At 42.1% G+C, this 18,425-nt stretch carries 16 protein-coding genes; 11 read left to right on the top strand and 5 right to left on the bottom strand.

Annotated features, from left to right (window positions below):
* The first annotated feature begins 276 nt into the window (after window positions 1-276).
* Complete coding sequence (locus K7P01_RS06770; protein WP_267291167.1) at window positions 277-1,917, top strand: hypothetical protein; 1,641 nt, start codon at window positions 277-279, stop codon at window positions 1,915-1,917.
* Here the strand turns inward: K7P01_RS06770 and K7P01_RS06765 are convergent.
* Together K7P01_RS06765 and K7P01_RS06760 are read right to left on the bottom strand one after the other, a co-directional pair.
* Window positions 1,892-2,518 carry a hypothetical protein gene (locus tag K7P01_RS06765; protein ID WP_267291166.1) on the bottom strand — a complete coding sequence of 209 codons (627 nt, stop codon included), beginning with the start codon at window positions 2,516-2,518 and terminating at the stop codon, window positions 1,892-1,894. The genes K7P01_RS06770 and K7P01_RS06765 overlap by 26 nt on opposite strands.
* 156 nt (window positions 2,519-2,674) lie before the next feature.
* The gene (locus K7P01_RS06760; RefSeq protein ID WP_267291164.1) at window positions 2,675-2,941 is read right to left on the bottom strand and encodes a hypothetical protein; all 267 of its coding nucleotides are present in this window, start codon (window positions 2,939-2,941) and stop codon (window positions 2,675-2,677) included.
* A gap of 246 nt (window positions 2,942-3,187) precedes the next feature.
* Here K7P01_RS06760 and K7P01_RS06755 point away from each other — a divergent pair, with 246 nt between their 5' ends.
* The 8 genes from K7P01_RS06755 to K7P01_RS06725 all read left to right on the top strand — a co-directional run bounded on the left by K7P01_RS06755 (window position 3,188) and on the right by K7P01_RS06725 (window position 13,950).
* Complete coding sequence (locus K7P01_RS06755; RefSeq protein WP_267291162.1) at window positions 3,188-3,598, top strand: hypothetical protein; 411 nt, start codon at window positions 3,188-3,190, stop codon at window positions 3,596-3,598.
* A gap of 74 nt (window positions 3,599-3,672) precedes the next feature.
* On the top strand, window positions 3,673-6,906 hold the full coding sequence (locus K7P01_RS06750) for an error-prone DNA polymerase (RefSeq protein ID WP_267291160.1): 3,234 nt from the start codon (window positions 3,673-3,675) through the stop codon (window positions 6,904-6,906).
* 143 nt (window positions 6,907-7,049) lie between these two features.
* The gene (locus K7P01_RS06745; protein ID WP_267291158.1) at window positions 7,050-8,156 is read left to right on the top strand and encodes an ABC-three component system protein; all 1,107 of its coding nucleotides are present in this window, start codon (window positions 7,050-7,052) and stop codon (window positions 8,154-8,156) included.
* On the top strand, window positions 8,141-8,626 hold the full coding sequence (locus tag K7P01_RS32070; RefSeq protein WP_397310894.1) for an ABC-three component system middle component 2: 486 nt from the start codon (window positions 8,141-8,143) through the stop codon (window positions 8,624-8,626). The genes K7P01_RS06745 and K7P01_RS32070 overlap by 16 nt, the downstream gene beginning before the upstream one ends.
* 3 nt (window positions 8,627-8,629) lie before the next feature.
* Window positions 8,630-10,468, top strand: a complete 1,839-nt coding sequence (locus K7P01_RS06740) for a hypothetical protein (RefSeq protein WP_267291156.1) — start codon at window positions 8,630-8,632, stop codon at window positions 10,466-10,468.
* A gap of 61 nt (window positions 10,469-10,529) precedes the next feature.
* Window positions 10,530-12,170, top strand: a complete 1,641-nt coding sequence (locus K7P01_RS06735) for a hypothetical protein (RefSeq protein WP_267291154.1) — start codon at window positions 10,530-10,532, stop codon at window positions 12,168-12,170.
* Between the two features lie 97 nt (window positions 12,171-12,267).
* Window positions 12,268-12,903, top strand: a complete 636-nt coding sequence (locus K7P01_RS06730; protein WP_267291152.1) for a hypothetical protein — start codon at window positions 12,268-12,270, stop codon at window positions 12,901-12,903.
* Between the two features lie 153 nt (window positions 12,904-13,056).
* The gene (locus tag K7P01_RS06725; RefSeq protein ID WP_267291150.1) at window positions 13,057-13,950 is read left to right on the top strand and encodes a DUF4365 domain-containing protein; all 894 of its coding nucleotides are present in this window, start codon (window positions 13,057-13,059) and stop codon (window positions 13,948-13,950) included.
* Between the two features lie 538 nt (window positions 13,951-14,488).
* Here K7P01_RS06725 and K7P01_RS06720 read toward each other — a convergent pair.
* From K7P01_RS06720 to K7P01_RS06710, 3 genes are read right to left on the bottom strand one after another with little or no spacing between them, the layout of a single operon-like run.
* Window positions 14,489-14,923 (bottom strand): hypothetical protein, encoded by a 435-nt coding sequence (locus K7P01_RS06720; protein WP_267291148.1) that lies wholly within the window; start codon window positions 14,921-14,923, stop codon window positions 14,489-14,491.
* Complete coding sequence (locus K7P01_RS06715; protein WP_267291146.1) at window positions 14,880-15,305, bottom strand: hypothetical protein; 426 nt, start codon at window positions 15,303-15,305, stop codon at window positions 14,880-14,882. The genes K7P01_RS06720 and K7P01_RS06715 overlap by 44 nt, the downstream gene beginning before the upstream one ends.
* A gap of 54 nt (window positions 15,306-15,359) precedes the next feature.
* Complete coding sequence (locus K7P01_RS06710; RefSeq protein ID WP_267291145.1) at window positions 15,360-15,824, bottom strand: thermonuclease family protein; 465 nt, start codon at window positions 15,822-15,824, stop codon at window positions 15,360-15,362.
* Window positions 15,825-16,726: 902 nt separating this feature from the next.
* Here K7P01_RS06710 and K7P01_RS32065 point away from each other — a divergent pair.
* Both K7P01_RS32065 and K7P01_RS06705 read left to right on the top strand, forming a co-directional pair.
* Window positions 16,727-17,170 (top strand): MauE/DoxX family redox-associated membrane protein, encoded by a 444-nt coding sequence (locus K7P01_RS32065; protein WP_397310888.1) that lies wholly within the window; start codon window positions 16,727-16,729, stop codon window positions 17,168-17,170.
* Window positions 17,167-18,243: a hypothetical protein gene (locus K7P01_RS06705; protein ID WP_267291143.1), complete on the top strand. Its 1,077-nt coding sequence runs from the start codon at window positions 17,167-17,169 to the stop codon at window positions 18,241-18,243. The genes K7P01_RS32065 and K7P01_RS06705 overlap by 4 nt, the downstream gene beginning before the upstream one ends.
* Window positions 18,244-18,425 lie beyond the last annotated feature (182 nt).

The following is an 18,425-nucleotide window of genomic DNA, read 5'->3' as shown; positions in this document are numbered from 1 at the left end:
TTGAACATTAGTTTTAATGTCCAACTCCCCGGGCTTTGCGGCGCCCGGGCAGTGCGGCGGGATAAGCGCGTGAAGCAATGGGAATGAGTATAAATTGGAGGGGACCCTTTGGGGAGGCGGCCGTTTTATGCCTCATTCCCATTGCAGAGGCCGCCGGACAGCCCGACCTTTGAGCATTAAAACTGATGAGAGATTCTCTGCATGCGTACATATACCGAGATGATCTATCTAAGTGAAATAAAATACCAAGAATGATTATCTTTAAGTATCCTAAGTATGAAAGACTATATAATGAGAGCATATATTGACGGGCACGTAGTTGTTAGATATTCGGAGGCGCCCCATGAACGCTATTGGCCTCAGATCTCTCGAATTATTTCTGAAAAGTATGGTACGAATGAAATCGTAAATCATGATGTGGTAAATGCTGTACTTCGCGACGCATTTTCTCTCGTTGCGGATAAATTCAAAAGTTTAGTGTATGAGGAAACATCATTTACTTTTTTTAGATATATATTATTTCTACATGAAGAATCACTGAAGCTCAACTCAAAAATACAAGACGGGATCACAGAACTGCATACGGTTAGTCGTAATGAGTTTGCCATGTATAGAAGAATACTCAAGAATATCCTGGAGCAAGGATGCGAGATTAATTTGGCTTGGGGTGAATTTCCGACCCCTACGGAAATCTATCGAATGGACGCTAAGTTGCAAGATTTGCTCTATTTGGGTCGTTGGCTGTATGATCTCGCCGATTCGATTGCTCTGCATGAAATGATTGGAAGCTTCCACACGATATGGTTTGACGAAGGAGAATTGGCCTTTGATATTCAACGGCATTATGGTGAATTGTACAAAGCGCTATTCCCACAGTTAGAGCAGGACTATGAAAATGCAACGTTTGACGAACGAGGTGTTCACAAGCTTCGAGCAGCGATAGAAAGCTGCTTCGGAATTGATTATGACTACGCGTTAGGCCAAATTGAGTTGATCAAAGGGCATTTCAGTGCCGACGGCTCGCAGCCGATACAGCCTGATGTATTACCTCAGAATTTAGCAACAGAATTTAGAATTTCGATTGGGCAGGCCAGCCAGTTTTATGATGGTCTTACACTTTCGAGAGCTAATAAGATGTCCTTGGAAGACCTTGTTTGTAAACCTTATAACTTAAATCGGTATATGTTTAGACCGATCTTGATTTACAACATCGGTGGTGCGGATTGGGCATTGATAGGAAAGGAAAAGTTAATTGAGTCCATGGTTGTGTTGGGTACAAATGTTGTTCACTGGAACGCGTTACCCCAAGAATGGCGGCAAAACCGATGCATGGAGCAGTTCATGAGTAGAATGAGTAACGAACACGATAAAATATTGGAAGATGTAATTGAGTCAAAGATAAAGGTTGAAGGTCTCCTGTACGTACGAAATATAAAATCCTTTAAGCGACCCGGCGCCAACAATATTAATATAAACAATGCAGTTGCCGGTGAAATGGATTTTATAATCGTGAACGAACGATTGAAGAAGATTTTTGCAGCCGACTCAAAATACAATCGTGCTCGTTTTGAGGCGGTCGGATACCGGGCTGATAACTCTAAATTTATCAATGACTATGAAGCGAAGATTCGAAAGAAGGCCGATTGGGTAGCAAACAATCTGGAAGTCGTCACGGGGCATTTTCGGATCATTTACAACCGTCCTCATTTGGATTTTACAGGATATGAAGTGGAACCGGTCTTTTTCATTAATACGCCTACCTTTTACATGTTCAACGGAGACTACAAAGCGATTACATTAAATAGGGTTTCCGAATACCTGAGTGGCCGGTTTAGGTTTCAGAATTTCACATTTAAAAATATCGACCCCGAAGCCGATAACCAGTACGATATTATTGGTCACCCATATTTTCGTTGAGAGTCAGGTAGTCTGTTTTTAGCACTCCGACAACAACGGTATATTCAGGTGATTCTTTGAACATGGAAAAGAGTCTGATTCTAACAGTAACCTCCAAAGATTGTTCGAAAACTCCGGCCGTGTGAATAGCATTCAATTCTACAGGCAGCTTCACCAGTTCATCCGTACCTACCCATCTGCCGCTATCATCCGCTTTGCCAAGGATTATATCGCGTATATAGATTTTTGCAAAGGCAGGGAGGCCATATTTGGCCACTGAGAAGCCTAAGGCAATTTTTGCCAACATCCGCTCAAAATGGGTGTTAATCTGTACCTGATGCTTGTTATCGATAGATGCTCCGGACCTACTAAGCGCAACGAACTGAATCGAGCCAATATTCACGCCACTTGTATAGCTCTCATTTTTAGTAATATGCGCCGGCGGTTCCTGGATAGGAAATGCCAAAAAAGCGAATGTTTCATTGATATTGCTCCATTTCTGTTTCCTCGAACGGAACTTGAAAAATTTCCGCATCATCAGAAAACTCTTTCGCAGCACCTCCAGTTCACTGCGCGAGGTAACAGCGGAGCAAGATTTACATGAGGCGCTTCGTAGCTTCATTGTACCGTTTAAGGCATGAGGGAATACGTGCTCAGTAGTTAAGCCTATGGAGGTCTCACAGTAAATACACTTGTCAGCGACGCCAATGACTTCCCCTTTGGCCGGATTGTTTTGATAGATGTGGCCGTCTTGTATCATTATCAGTCAAAGACGCCGCTAGTCCTTCTCGTACAAAGTATTTTCAATCAACTCAACTGTAGACTCGAACGCATTGCGATTAAATTCATTCATATTCTCCAGCGCATCAATTTCTGTTATCAGATCAAAAACGCGGTCCTGATCGTCGCCGCTTATACCATCTAACGCGCCCCTAAGAACGGCTTCGCTTGCTTCACCGATAAAGCGGTGAGCGTCATTGGTATTTCCATTTTTAATGATGGCATCTCGAAATGCAATAAGTCTTTTGATCAGTTCTTCTTTCATTGTATTACTAAGTTTTGAGTTAAGATTTTTTCCTAAGTTCTGAATTTTCACGACGTCTCGGTAGTCCGTTCTTCAGACACTTGCATAGTCGTTTCGATATTTTCTACGGTGTGCGAGAAAACACCGCCTCGCCATTGATTGAATTTAATTCAAAAACGAAGGTATAAGAAAAAAGCTAAAAATTTTAGTTTGTTAAACTAATTAAATTAGTCTTTCCTTTTACTTTTGATCCGAACGACTTTGAACATGGGGGCACAAACGCGAACAATTACAGGCACACGGTATGTGCCGCCGGACACCGAATCGGAGGAAATCCGGCATATTAAATCGCTATTGAAAGAGGAACGCAAATCCTTTCTCGATAGCTTAAAAAGTGATTTGCCTTCCTATCTGAACTACAAATTTGAGGTGGTGGCTACCGAAAAGCAACTTGAACAAATACGGGCAGCGCTCCTGGAGTTTGGAAAGGCACCGATTCCTGAGCGCATTTTTGAACCGGCTATGCGCGACGGACACTACGGGTACAACTGGTTCTTTAATGAAGTCATTGAGCTCATTCGTCGTATCCTGTACCCGGCGCGGGTGGAGCACGGCACAGGTAGCGGCCAGGCGAAAGATGGTATCGACACAACGGATTTGAATGCACTACAGGATTAGATGTAACATATAGTCTCACGCCTGGAATCGTCCGTAGCGTGTGGACTGAATAAAGTGGGGAAGGGAGGCGGCCTATGAGACCTGATTGTTATTGCGCGTTGCAGGTGACGACTAATTTCAGTTTCCTGCGTGGTGCGTCACACCCGGAAGAAATGGTGCAACAAGCTGTAGCGCTTGGCTATTCCGCCATTGCCATGACTGACCGCAATACGCTGGCCGGTATTGTGCGTGGACATGCTGCGGCAAAGAAAGCGGGAATAAAATTTATCCCCGCTTGCAGGCTCGACTTGCAGGACGGGCCGAGCTTGCTCGCGTTTCCGACAAACATTCATGCATATAACCGGCTCTCTGGTTTGCTCTCGCTCGGGAACTTGCGAACGGAGAAAGGAAAATGTCACCTGTATAGGTCGGATGTATACGCGCATGCTGAGGGCATGAAGTTTATCATCGTGCCGCCGTCCACTAAAGTCAATGAGGCGTTGGACCTGGAAGCCGATTTCAAGGCCGCTGTACAGGAGTACCGTGCGCAGTTCGGCCAGCACGTGTACCTGTCTGCGGTTCGGGCCTACGATGGACACGATTCCATATTTCTCTACCGCATTTTTCAACTCTCCGCATCCACCAAAACCCCGGTAGTAGCCACCAACGATGTACACTACCACGAGAAAACGCGTCGTGAACTCCACGACATGCTGACGTGCATCCGTGAGAAATGTACCATCCAGACCGCCGGATTCCGGCTGCATCCAAATGCAGAAAAATACATGAAGCCGGTGGACGAAATGATCAGGCTTTTCCTCCGATACCCAGCCGCCATCTGGCGCGCTCAGGAAGTAGCCGATGCCTGCACCTTCTCACTGGATGAAATAAAATACCGCTATCCGAAAGAAGTCAATACAAGCGGCCGTACATCAATCGAACAACTACGGCACCTGGCTTGGGAAGGAGCCAAAAGAATGTACGGTGAGAATATCCCGGATAGAATCCGGAGCAATATCGAGCATGAAATGACCTTCATTGAGGAAATGAACTATGCGGAATATTTTCTTACTGTCGAGGATATCGTACGCTTTGCGCGGTCGAAAGAAATTCTCTGCCAGGGCCGTGGATCAGCGGCAAACTCAACCGTATGCTATTGCCTGGGGATTACATCAGTCGACCCGACTAAGTTCGATTTGCTTTTCGAACGCTTTATATCTTCTGCCCGCAACGAGCCACCGGACATCGATGTAGATTTCGAGCACGAACGGCGCGAGGAAGTGATGCAGTACATCTATAGCAAATATGGTCGTGACCGCGCGGGTATCGTGGCCACCGTTACGCAGGTACATCAAAAGGGTGCCATCCGTGATGTCGGCAAAGCCATGGGGCTTTCTGTTGATACAATCGAACGTCTTTCGAAAATGATCTGGGGCCATAGTAATGAGTGGTTCGATGTAAAAAGAATTAAAGATGCTGGACTCAATCCAGACGACTTCATCTTACGAAAAACCTTGGAGCTCACCGCGCAGTACATGGGGTTTCCTCGGCAACTCGGACAGCACACCGGTGGTTTCGTTATTACCGACGGTAAACTCACAGATTTGTGCCCTATCCTCAATGCCCGTATGGAAAACCGTACGAACATCGAATGGAACAAAGACGACATCGACGCGCTGGGCTTTCTTAAAATCGATGTACTCGCCTTGGGTATGCTTACGTGCATTCGAAAAGCGTTCGACCTCACCAAGCGTCACTATAATCGCGAGCTGACGCTGGCGAATGTTCCACAGGATGATCCCGCTGTCTATGAAATGATTAGCAACGCTGACACCATTGGCGTGTTTCAGATTGAGAGTCGTGCCCAACAATCGATGTTGCCGCGCCTTCGTCCAAAGGAGTTTTATGACCTGGTGATCGAAGTAGCCATTGTTCGGCCGGGGCCGATACAGGGAGACATGGTTCACCCGTACTTAAGGCGCCGGAATGGTGAAGAGCCTGTAGAATTCCCATCGGAAGAAATACGCGGCATTCTCGGCCGTACGCTTGGGGTGCCCCTCTTCCAGGAGCAAGCCATGAAGATTGCCATCGTGGCGGCAGGCTTTACGCCGGCCGAAGCCGACCAGCTCCGCCGTAGCATGGCAACTTTCAAGGTACATGGCATGGTCAAGCATTTCGAGCAAAAACTCATCACCGGTATGACGGCCAAGGGCTACACGAAGGAATATGCCCAGCGTGTATTTAAACAACTCGAAGGCTTCGGTTCCTACGGTTTCCCGGAAAGCCACGCTGCATCATTCGCACTGTTGGTGTACGTTTCTGCCTGGATCAAATGCCATCTTCCTGATGTCTTTGCCACAGCACTGCTCAATAGCATGCCCATGGGCTTCTATCAACCCGCCGAAATCGTCATCGACGCGCGTCAGCATGGCGTCGAAGTCCGCCCTGTGGATGTTAATTATTCTCAATGGGATAATGTGATGGAGGAACGGGATGAAAAGTATCACGCCGTACGCCTGGGCTTCCGGCAAGTCACGGGCATGCGGCAGGAAGATGCTGAGGCGCTCATAAAGGCCCGTAAAATATCTTTTGCCACGGTAGATGATCTTCGCATCGCTGGCATCCCCGCGGCCTGCCTGGAGCGGCTGGCGGACGCCGATGCGTTTAACTCGTTGGGCTTGGACCGTCGGCAAGCATTGTGGGCACTTACCGTAAAGGACCAGCCACAGGAAATGTTCCATGGCAGGTCTTCCCATAACGTAGAGAGCAATGATGTCAAGCTTCCAAAGATGACGGTCTCCGAGCATGTCGTACACGACTATGTGTCAATGTCCCTGTCTTTAAAGGCTCACCCGCTAAGTTTTATTCGCAAAGAGCTGGACCTATTACGAATCACACCCGTCTCAGTACTTCCCAGCCTAGCCAATGGCGATAAAGTAACGGTGGCTGGGCTTGTCCTGGTTCGGCAGCGCCCGGGTACAGCAAGCGGTGTTTGCTTTATTACCATACAGGACGAGACAGGGATCGCAAACTTGGTTGTCTGGCAGAGCCTTTTTGATAAGTACCGGAAGGAAATCCTTCTGTCGAGGTTGCTTATGATCGAGGGCACCCTGCAACGCGAGGGCCAAGTCATCCACGTCATCGCTAAAAAGTGCAGTAACCTCAATCGGCTGCTCGGAGAGCTCGTGCCAAAGACTGAGTCATCAGTTAATCTCGGCCCACTGTCAAGGGCTGACAAGGGGGAGTCTGTAAAAGACGTCAAGCCCGGCAGTGCGCAGCGAGACGTTATACAGGGTAAAATATTTCCAGACGGAAGAAATTTTAGGTAATCCGGAAAATATCATTTTGGTAATGTGTTAATTTTCAGGCAGATGTAAAATATCCGAAGGGTTAATCAAACTGACGTAGTAAAAAAGTACTATAGATATGACGCGTTTTTTCCCCAAATTAGCTTTGATAAGCTCTATCGAAAATGATACCGGACATAGAAATTTCGGATGTAACTGAGCCCGTATTTCCTGAAAAGCGACTTTCAACGCTACAAATGCTTACGGGAGCGCCGATCAATAAGTTAGACCGAGTGAGAGTGATGTCTCCTGACGAATTCGAAGATTTTGTGAGGCAATGGGTTTGGGGGCATTTAACGAGAAAATATCGCAAGGTGCGCAATATTGGCGGCGCCGGCGATAAAGGTCGTGATGTCATCGGGTACATTAATGATACGGAATTTGAAATGTATCAGTGTAAGCACTACGTTTCAACACTTGCTCCTTCCCACATTCTAGTAGAGCTTGGTAAGCTCTGTTACCATACGTTCCAAAGTGCGTATAGCATTCCGAAAAAATATTTTATTGTCTCACCACATGGTCCAGGTCCATCGCTAACCAATTTACTGGAGAACCCTCAAGAAATAAACGACGAGCTTATTAAGAATTGGGAGAAACAATGTAAGGGGAAAATCACAAATGTGCCGGTGGAATTGACAGGTGACTTTCTGGAGTATGTTAAGAAGTTCGACTTTTCAATTATAGAAGACGTTGATATACTGACCGTAATTGCCGAACATTCTAATACAATATACCATGCCGCTACTTTCGGTGGCGGTCTTAAACGTTTCCGGGAAGTTGTCCCAGAACCAGCGGAAACAATCGAACCCCGCGAACTTGTTTATGTTGGTGAATTATACAAAGTGTACTCCGAAACGCTAAATACTGAAATAAAAGACGCAGAAAGTCTAAAAAATCTAAACGAAGATTTACATAGTCACTTTTACGACCAACGTAAAAGTTTTTATTGTGCCGAATCACTCGAAGTCTTTAGCCGGGAGAATTTTTCTCAATACGAAGTATCACCATTTGACGAATTGAAGTCTGATGCATTCTTTATCATCAAAAATGAGTTGACATTCATGACCAGCCATCCGGGGTCAGAAAGGCTAACAAAGTCGATCCAGGCTGTTAGTAAAGCTGATTTCTCAAGCAATCCGCTAACAATGTGTTTAGAGTTAAGAATGCCAGACCGTGCAGGAATGTGCCATCACATGGCAAATGAAAATAAAGTACGATGGACAATCAAATAACGAAGCCACGACTATACAACACCGCAATGGAGGTGGGATTGCGATCACTTGTAATCTTAAATAAAAGTAAAAAATCCCTTGATGTGGAGAGGTTGATGTATTACGACTTTATAGCGTTAAACACTAAAGATTTTCAAGGCCCTCCAAGCCTACATGCGCCGATAAGTAATCGTGGTATTCAGATATATTCACGTAGAGAACTCATAAAAAAAGGCTTGACGTTTCTACTATCTAAACAACTGATTGAATTTCGAAATGATTCTTCTGGCTTCACCTATTCTATTAGTGATGCTGGTACATATTTTCTGAAATATTTTGCGTCGAAGTACTTTACCGACTTAACTGAACGCGTGTCCTGGACGATGTCCACATTCGGTGACATGTCGACCCAGGAAATATCTCGCACATTAAATACTTCTTTACTAACCTGGGGTGGCGAGTTCGCATCAGACGATAATCTTACAAATTAACCCATGGCCGGATTCTATATTTCAAAAATTAGTGTTGGTGGACCAAATAAGAAGCCAGCGGAAATAGTCTTTAAGCCCGGCTGTAATGTTGTGACCGGCGCATCCGATACAGGCAAATCTTACATCTTCGCGCTCATCCACTACCTCTTCGGTAAATCTGAACTTCCGAAGAATATACCTGAAAGTGCGGGATACGAGTTTGCTATGGTAGAGATTAGAGCATTCGATGACGATTTTGTTACAACCCTTTACAGAGCGTTTGGCAAAAATATTGTCTACGCAAAGTATTGTGGTTTAGATGTGTTCTTTAAATCGGATGCAGTAAGCAAAGAATTTAAAACAAAGGGCGATGTCTCAGGCGCCTCACACATATCCTCATTCCTGATGCATTTATCGGGATTGGAAAACAAAAAGGTTCTTCGAAGCAAAAGTAAAGGCAAAACCGAGAATTTATCATTTGCAAGCCTCAGAAATCTACTGTGGATCGACGAGGAAGAGATCATACGACAATCCTCTCCATTCTATTTTTCCGGAGATTACAGCAGCTATACCCGTGATCAATCCACACTTAAAGTGCTTCTTAGTGGAGAAGACTTCAACAACGTAAAGCCTAAAGAAGACAAGGTTATAAAAGAGAAGAAAATAACCAGCAAGATTGAGTTTGCATTGAGTCGAATAAATGCGTATACAGTGGAGAGGAAACTTGCTGTCGATACATTAAATAGCGCCACTGGCGGTAATCCGGATTCACTGACGAGCCTTAATTCGAAACTCGAAATTGATCTCGTTGAGCTTGACCGAATAACAAATGAGATCTATTTATTTCAAAGCAAAAAAACAGGGACATTAACGGAACTTGCCTATACCAACGAACTTTCCCGACGATTTAAGGTATTGAGTCAGCAATACAAGAGTGATTTTGAGCGATTGGAATTTATTCTCGAAGCTGACATATTATCGTCTCAACTTGGCGACACCGCTTGCCCAGTTTGTAGCTCTAAAATCAATGAAGCGGCATTCACTCACATGCGGGAAGTGGATGATTTTCGCCAAGCTGGTAAAACTGAAATTCAGAAATTAAGCGATAAACGCCACGGATTAGAATCAACCATTATTGATGTTATTCGCAAACAGCTGGATTTGGAGGATGAACTCTTGGGCATCGATGAAACCATTACTTACCTGACGAATTTGTCCGATCAAATGCAACCGAGGATCGAGGATACGAAAGGAATACTCACCGAGTTGCTAGCACAACAAAAAATCGCCAATAAAATTGAATTTATTGATGATGAAGTTCAAGGATACTACAAGGAACTTGATCGTCTGCAAAGACATCTTCAAGCGAAGGAAAAAGAAGAGGAACTAACCGTAATAGATTACTTTTATTTAATCGACTTATCCAAATTTATCGAAGAACGGTTGCGGTTGTGGAACTACGATACAAATCTTTCAGTGGTTTTCAATCCACACTACACCACTTTTGACATCGTTATATCGGGTAAAGAGCGTCGAAGCTTTGGAAAAGGTAAAAGGTCGATTTCATTTGCGGCGTGCGTTCTAGGTCTACTTGATTATTGTATGGCAAAGGAACGCCCTCTTCATAAATTAGTTATCCTCGACTCTCCTTTGACAACTTTCGAAGAAAAAACATCTGAGACGAAAAGTGAACTCGCTAACGCAATTCAGTCTGCGTTCTTCAAAGACCTTTCTCGTACACCCAAAGACTGTCAAATTATCATCTTTGACAACAAAAGACCTGCGCCTGAGTTGCATAGAAAATTGAACGTGCAAGAATTTACAGGAAATCCGAGCATTGGACGGAACGGATTTTTCCCCTAGTAGGGTTGCTTTATAAACAACCAAACCCGATCTGTATTGTGATTTAAAAATTAAAGGTACCGTGTCATCATTTGAGATTTATCGTCGCATAGTTTCAGGCGATCTTAGACCCAATCTTAAAATATATAATGCTAGGAAGGGTCTTAATCAGCTAGAAGCGTCCTTTTTTTCAAAACCTGTAAAAGTAGGCGACCGAAACGAGGTTATTAAAGAGGTGGAAGATTTTCTTAAAACGAGCCCACGTTATAAAGAGGGTGATACAGTTAAAATTCGGATAGACAACAAAAATAGGAAAATAACGGTCGAAGTTTCAAATGCTCCAGGCGAAGAGGATCTTATCAACATCGACATTTGTCCACCTTGGGATTTCAGAGGCGAACTATTTAGCCGTATTATCGAAGACGTGCATCTAAGATTTAAAAATACAATAAAGGAAAAACTTAGAAACTCGGATAATTCCGACGACCTTGAATTCTTTGCAAATCATAGCATATCAATACTTAAACAAATTGCTATCGACGCACATTTGTTCGAAAAGAGATTAAGTGCGTCAAATACAAAAGATTCGAGAAGTTCGCGATACGTTCTCATGGTTTTAAAGAAGCATCTCCTGTACGCAATCATTGAAATTGAAATTTCCTTAAAGGCTCTTATCAAGATTCCTCTACAGACCGAATTTGAACTGGAAGACGAGCTTTACGAATTTTCGGCATCGAAAATGGAGGAAAGGGTAAAGAAAAACATTAAAGAAATGGATACTAAATATATCCAGAGGTTTTACGGCGAACTTGGAATCAAGGCTACTGAAGAAGCGAAGATGACTTTCTTTCGGAACAAAGTCGTTGACATGGAGAATTACATTCAGACAGCCGAACAAGTTTATCCTTTTAATATCCACCATCGGGACCTGCTTCTCAACGAATATGGCAGGTTGTTGTCAAAAGAATTCATCTCTAAAATATTCAGCGTTCTTACTGGTACTACTGAGGACCTTCCGTTTCTTATTCAGGAGAGAACTAGATTACTTGAAGACAAGAACTCTATAGAATGTAGAGCATTGTCAACCACTGATTTCTTTCATCGGATTGAACTCCGGATAAATGCTATCAAAGAATTAACAACTACCGTGACAGCCGATCCCGATCAACTTTTAAAAGACATTATCTCCTTCTGTATTAACCTTCAGGGACGAAAGGGAAGGAATTACAAAGAAAATGACCTGAATACAGATCTTGCTGACCTATTGCGGGCAAAGGGATACAATATTTCGGATCAGACTCTTCACGGCCGATCTGGTGGCGGCAATAACAGCAGTATCCCGGGAGAACTCGACATTGCGATCAGAGACCCAAATAATAATGGAATCATCATGTCCATCGTGGAGTGTTTCATCATCGACTCCTGTGGACCGGAAAATAAAATCATTGAAGAGCACATCCATAAGCTACTAAATCGTTACGATACAGCCGGAAATAGACACAACTTTGCCGTCATATTTGCAAAGGCCAAAGATTTCCACGGCCTGTGGAGGAACTATCAAGAGTACATTAATCACCAGGTTTTCAAATCAAGGCTAGACACCACGGAATTAAATATTAACGATTTAACTTACGAGTATGCCAAAGTATGCGTAACGGACTTGCAACGGCGCGACTCTCAAAGACGACTGTTTCATATTTTTATCAATATGTACAATTCGTAAACAATTCTAATTTAAATTGATATCGTTCATCAATTTTAGGTGAATAATAAATCCAGCAGATTGAAGTTACATTTGTTGACAGAAAATGGCGTTTTCTGTGGAATGGACAAAGGACATAAAAACTCTTAGTGAGATTTACGAAGATTGTTGCAGGGTCGGCGGTATTAAACCGCACTTTAGTAAGAATGATTTTGTACGTCGTTTGACAGACGAAAACGAAGAGCTTCGGGCGCGACTCGGCCGAGCTGTACACGTCTTTGATACAGGTATCGGAAATTACGGAAGTGAGCATTTTTTGAAACTATGTTTCGAGCGAAATTATCTTGATCGTAAGTTATTTTCAGGTTTGTATTTGACAGTACACACTAATGCGAGACCCTACAGATATTTGACAAAACAAATGATCACAGATATGCTTAAAACTATAGAAACTCCTCTACTTTGTGACGAAGCAAAAACGAAATATCCCGAACTGCCTTCGGAATTCAGAGTCTACAGAGGTATGCGGGAAAGACCAGTTGACCTCGACGGATGCGGATATTGCTGGAGTTTGGACGAGAGAATTACCCATAACTTTGCAACTGGGGATGACAAAATTCATGGCTTCTTGATTACCGGTCAAGTGATCAAAGTTGACATCTTCGGTTACATTCTATGTCGCCGCGAAAACGAAATTGTTATCGACCCACGTAAGGTTTCTAAGAAGACTATTGCTGAGGTGAAGCCACTGTGACTCGACTAGCTGAATGAAATGTCACGAACAATATTTGAATTACTTCAAATATCTAACAATCAAACAATAAAAATAGACCTGATAGATTTAATAAGTATTGGTATTTTAATATATCTTGGTAAATTAGTATAAGTCCATATAGCAGCATCCGTTATGAAAATGCCACAGCGTGTACCTCAACATGTATCGGAGACAGAATCTTTTGTGATTTTCTCCGAGAAGTTGCCGAAAAATTGGATTATAAGACAGGTAACAGAACGCGACTATGGAATTGATTGTTACTTAGAATTAGTCAGCGATAATAATGAATTAACAGGTGAACTCGCGCTAATCCAGCTTAAATCACGGCAAGAGATTATATGGACAAAAGCGGATTACTATACAATTTCTGATGTTGATATTGCGACTTCAAACTATTGGTTCAGGTTCCAGGTTCCAGTATTTCTTTTCATAGCCGACATAACAAATAAAGAACTCTATTTTGTGGGTGCAAGAAATTGCATAAAACGTAATTTTCAGGAGTATCTCGCACAAGGCCAGTTCAGTTATCGAATATTGAAAACTGCTAAGTTTGAAGGGCAAAGGGGCGCCGATCTCTTTAAGTATGCCTTTTATTACGACTATTTTGGAAGGCGCTTTGACGATGAGCTGGTATTCTTCTTTTCGAATGTTCAACAGCAAAAAGATTTTTTTGAAGATCATTGGGGCAGGGATATTTTTTTAGGGGTTGAATCGGATCAACTGGTTGTAGCGGAATCTATCTACAGAAACTATAAATTCTTATGCGGTTATCTGGGGATCGATTGGGAGATAATACAGATCAATGATTTTAAAAGTTCCAGGAGAAAGAGATTCGGGAACGATTATGATATGTACGAAGGTGATTTGGCTGAACTTGTAAAGCAACTTCATCCATTACAAAGAGTCATTATAAAAACCGTAAAGGGATATCTCAATGAAGAACAGTACTATTGGTACGTTGTAAACAAATCGCTTTCAGAATTTCTAAGCAACCTTCACGAAGACGGAAGTTATTCAGAATTTTAGCAATACGACATCATCAGCCTGACGTTTGTCAACTCCGATACGGATTTTACGTTTTAGCTTACACTCTCGCAAAGCTGTTTAACGGGTTATTGGCAGCAATCCAAAACGATGACGCTGCCATTGGTAATTGCGTAGGAATTACTTCACCTCATTTTCTGGCGTCGGAAATCCCCTGATCTTGCTTTGACCAAAAGCATCCGACAATTGGCCCATCAGGAGTTTCACGGATGACATAAATGGAAAGGCGTGCGGTATAGAAATGTACTTAGGTGTCGATGTACTTACAAAAAATGGTTCTTTAATCCCTATTCGTTGGACCAATTTCAATGAAAAGGAGAGCAGATATCAGGGATATATTTCCGATAAGCAGTTGGTTCATGAGTCCTTTAGGAAAAAGCTATTGGCTGATAGTCCAGGAGACTTCGCTAGTTTAGAATTGATATTCGATACAATTTTTGGTGCGTTTCGGTGATTCGCTGACTGTACCGGTATCATCTGACCCACCCTACCGGGAATCATCTGATTCGCTGAAAGCTGGTTACCCGGCTAATTCCGCGGCAAGCTTTACAAGCAGTTCCAGTTGCGGAACACCCGGTGTTAGGTGAGCACTTATATCATGTATCACGATCGTCGATAAAAAAAGAAGCATTAGAGACAGGACTGGATTGAATGGGACATAGTCTGGATTTTTGTAAAAATTGTAGGCTCTACCTGAGAAGTGCTGAAATTGCGAAAGGTATTTGTACGATATTTGAATCCGTTCTGTGTGTTGATCCTTTACAAAATGCATCTTACCAGCCTCAGTATTATAATTTAGCGTTGGATCGATGCCGTTTTTTTCAAGATACTCACGCACCGCACTCGAAGTTGAGGCTCTCCGAAAGTCAGCCTCCCTTTTTAGCTCCGTTCCTTTATAAAAATCAGCAAAGTTAGCTTGTACCGCTTTGCTCAATCCTTTTATTAACTTCATCATCGCCTTTAGCCATTTCTATTTCGCTTCTTACCATGGCTTTATACTCCTTAATAAACGACAGATCCAAAATATTAGTCTCATCTTGCACTGCGTCTGGACCGGCAATTTCATTAATTTTCACAAGGTATCGATAGTTAATAATATCGGACACCATTCCCCTGAGGATCAATCCAAGCGACAAGAAGTTTAATTCACTTTTTTCAGTTTGAGGATAAAAGAAAATGCAATTCTCTATGTTGATTCTGAATTTTTCCAATATGTGCAAACCCATGTTCTGAAGGCTAGTTTCGGGTTTAGCGGATTTAAGACCATCCTTTTCATACTCTATTAAAATCGACAACGCAGTATGGTATCCGTCAATACATTTCTTCCAGGTAGTCATGATAATATTTCCCTTTTAGTTATTGAAAATGCAGAGCTAATATTTTTTTTCTATTTATTGTCTTTTTTTTGCAGTTCTATACTCCCACGGGGCGATGGAACTCGGTTGCGACCACAATCCCCTTTTTGCTTGACTGGCCTCTTCGTCGAGTCGCGCCCATGTTGGATTCTGGTCATACTTTTTGTAGTGCCAAGCTAATCCCGCCTTCAAGAGCGCTTCGTTTACATTGATTCCATCGATCGTTACCATTCCGATCGTTCGGCCATAACGGTCGACATCCATCTCCCTCACATTGACAGATTTCTGAAAAATCATGTCAGAGAGGAACTGCTTTGCTTTTGCTCCAAAGTCTTGCTTCTTTTCTGGGCAGTCAATGCCATGTAGACGAATGCGTATCTGTTCATTCTCAGAGGTTAAAAGCGTGAAAGTGTCGCCGTCTGCTATGGACACGACGTTCCCAGTAAGCTGCGCAAAAGCGGCATTCGTGAATAGTATTGCAATGATGAATAGCGACTTCATTAATGCTAGGGCTTAAATTGTGGACTGACTGAAAAATATTCTGCAAATATGAACGGTATGTCACTAAAAGTTGTGATAAATATGCAGAAAGTTGATTAGAATTTATAATACGAGAGTTTCGTTTTTATAACCGGATATCGCGAGACGACAAAGTGCTGAATGTTTTAATGCACGTCTTTTGTTTGATTAAATGCTCTCTCTTCTCTTCCTTCACCAAAGCCTTTCCATCGTAATTACATAACCTACGGTTCAAACTGTAAGTTATAGACTTTACTATTTTTTGTATTTATTAAATCAAATTTCTTGTGATTTATTCGGGTAATTCCGGTTGGGAAAAATCCATTCGTTTTAAAGATATCTTCAATTTTATCTTCAAATATAAACCCGGAATTTATATGAAAGGATTTGTTTTTCGAAAGTGATAGCGATCGATAAATAAAACAACTTAACAAAAATACTGTCGAATAGTACTTTCTTTTAAACTTTTGTAATGCTACATAGGAATTCTATTATCGAAGTAGCCTGAGTACGCTTGACTTAGAATAATTGAGCATCATATTTTGGCTCGTCCTTATCAAAATTATAATCTTCAATCATGTCATTCTGAAAACATATTAAGGCGTCGTAAATCTGCGGACTAATTTTCCTAAGTTGGATGATTTGGAATAGATCATTTCTTTTGCAACTTCAAACGACACGATTTCTTTTAAATATTTGATTATAGCAATCCAGAGTCATATTAGGATTTCCCCAAATTGAATAAAATTTACGTTTACCGGATTATTTTTTCCCAAGACCGAAATATAACTTCAAGCCTTTTGTTTTTTGAATTGATTTTCATTTGGAGATATCAATTCCTATGAGTGATATTTATATCGTTAATACGACGTACCACCAACGTTATGAAAAGAAGAGCCTTATTTATCGAAATAGTCATTTTCCTGTTCGTATTACTTTTTTTATATGCGGCTGGTAGCAAGCTAATACAATATAAAGAGTTCGTAGGGCAAATGGGAAAATCGTTCTTGGTGTCCGCCTATGCGCCTATATTGGCATGGCTTGTGCCTGTCATTGAGATCGCAATTTCTATTTTGCTACTCATCCCTCGATTTAGGCTATACGGTTTGTATGGTTCATTTTTTATTATGTTTCTGTTCACGTTATATATATTGGTTATACTGAACTTTGCTCCGGAGGTACCATGTTCATGCGGAGGAATACTATCAAATATGGGTTGGAAACCGCATCTTCTGTTCAATGTGGTTTTCACCATTCTGGCTGTAATCTCCATATTCATACATAATAAGGAGTTTGTATCATTCAGAAACAATCCCTCAGTCACATGAATCGAATTATCATCACGATATTAAGCCTTGCAGGAGTCGGATGTCTGATTATGGCGGTGTTATTTTATGCATCTGCAAAAGATATCAGGTATACTCAGGAATTTGTTAGACTAACTCCAGGGATATCGATCAGTAAAGAGGCGGAAAGCGAACTCAGCTTTAACGACTATTATCTCGCCGGGATACTATCTGATAAAATATATCTAGCCAGAAAGGGCCAGGTAGATCGGATATTTGAATATGATAGTTCACTGATCTTTCTCTCAGAGATCGCGCTTGATATTGATACGGGAGCGACTAGATTTACTAAAAATGCGATTATAAAAATTGATTCACTGAATTTCATAATTCAAGATGGTGCTGTTCCATGTATTATGAAAGGCCGGATCGGCTATTGGAAGGCAGAGCCGTTAAAGTTGGGCAGCGACTATTTTGATTTCGCTGTTCCGATATCTAATAATACCTTCGTGGTTCAAATCACGGCCGGTGAGATAGGACGAAACTCGCCAAAGAAAATGCTTGGCATTATAAAGACGGATTCTTCAATCTTACGTCTTGCGCCGTCTGTTCTCGAAGGTCAGATCGACGAATATTTTAGCAATGTGGGGTTTCTTAGATATAGCAAAGATCTTAAGTGTTCTGTATTTACTTATGCTTATAGAAATCAATATATTCTTTTAGATTCGATGCTTTCTGTTATTGGTTCCGGGCGCACTATCGACTCGATTAGTAAGGTTAAAATAAATCCAATAGAGATATCAGAGGGGAAATATACGCTGGCCTCTACAGCCGCGATTGTAAACATTAATACACAGGTCTGGAATAAACTACTAATGGTTCACTCGAATCTGATGGGCAATCTGGAGTTCAGGGACATTTTCGACAATGGATCGCCTGTCGATCTCTACGACCTGGAAACAAAGAGATATATGGCTAGTTTCTACGTGCCGCATCTTGACAACGAAAAAATGCAGAGCTTTATGGTTGGTGAAAACAACAATCTATTGGTTATTTATGGCAATAAAGTTGTTAAGTATAGGATTGGGTTTACAAAACATTATGGGCGAATATAGACGCCGCATAAAATGGGGATGCCGAAAACCATTAAAAGAGTAGGCGGAATAAAAATCAACAAGTTATGAAAAAGGTTAGAATTATGTTGGCCACATGTGCCATCACTTTGGCAGGTGCTGCAGTCTATGCAAGTTCACTTGTCGTTCCTGTTTTTTACTATTCAGCTTCCAGTACTACAAAC

It is taken from the genome of Parachryseolinea silvisoli, from assembly GCF_021190955.1.
In the GTDB taxonomy this organism is placed as follows: domain Bacteria; phylum Bacteroidota; class Bacteroidia; order Cytophagales; family Cyclobacteriaceae; genus Ohtaekwangia; species Ohtaekwangia silvisoli.
The sequence above is the reverse complement of the archived record's forward strand: the minus strand, read 5'-3'. Positions and strand labels throughout refer to the sequence as shown.

Excerpts from the sequence above, each read along its gene's own strand:
- K7P01_RS06770 (WP_267291167.1), top strand. The coding sequence starts at position 277 with ATGAAAGACTATATAATGAGAGCATATATTGACGGGCACGTAGTTGTT.
- K7P01_RS06765 (WP_267291166.1), bottom strand. The coding sequence starts at position 2,518 with ATGAAGCTACGAAGCGCCTCATGTAAATCTTGCTCCGCTGTTACCTCG.
- K7P01_RS06760 (WP_267291164.1), bottom strand. The coding sequence starts at position 2,941 with ATGAAAGAAGAACTGATCAAAAGACTTATTGCATTTCGAGATGCCATC.
- K7P01_RS06755 (WP_267291162.1), top strand. The coding sequence starts at position 3,188 with ATGGGGGCACAAACGCGAACAATTACAGGCACACGGTATGTGCCGCCG.
- K7P01_RS06750 (WP_267291160.1), top strand. The coding sequence starts at position 3,673 with ATGAGACCTGATTGTTATTGCGCGTTGCAGGTGACGACTAATTTCAGT.
- K7P01_RS06745 (WP_267291158.1), top strand. The coding sequence starts at position 7,050 with ATGATACCGGACATAGAAATTTCGGATGTAACTGAGCCCGTATTTCCT.
- K7P01_RS32070 (WP_397310894.1), top strand. The coding sequence starts at position 8,141 with ATGGACAATCAAATAACGAAGCCACGACTATACAACACCGCAATGGAG.
- K7P01_RS06740 (WP_267291156.1), top strand. The coding sequence starts at position 8,630 with ATGGCCGGATTCTATATTTCAAAAATTAGTGTTGGTGGACCAAATAAG.
- K7P01_RS06725 (WP_267291150.1), top strand. The coding sequence starts at position 13,057 with ATGAAAATGCCACAGCGTGTACCTCAACATGTATCGGAGACAGAATCT.
- K7P01_RS06720 (WP_267291148.1), bottom strand. The coding sequence starts at position 14,923 with ATGATGAAGTTAATAAAAGGATTGAGCAAAGCGGTACAAGCTAACTTT.
- K7P01_RS06715 (WP_267291146.1), bottom strand. The coding sequence starts at position 15,305 with ATGACTACCTGGAAGAAATGTATTGACGGATACCATACTGCGTTGTCG.
- K7P01_RS06710 (WP_267291145.1), bottom strand. The coding sequence starts at position 15,824 with ATGAAGTCGCTATTCATCATTGCAATACTATTCACGAATGCCGCTTTT.
- K7P01_RS32065 (WP_397310888.1), top strand. The coding sequence starts at position 16,727 with ATGAAAAGAAGAGCCTTATTTATCGAAATAGTCATTTTCCTGTTCGTA.
- K7P01_RS06705 (WP_267291143.1), top strand. The coding sequence starts at position 17,167 with ATGAATCGAATTATCATCACGATATTAAGCCTTGCAGGAGTCGGATGT.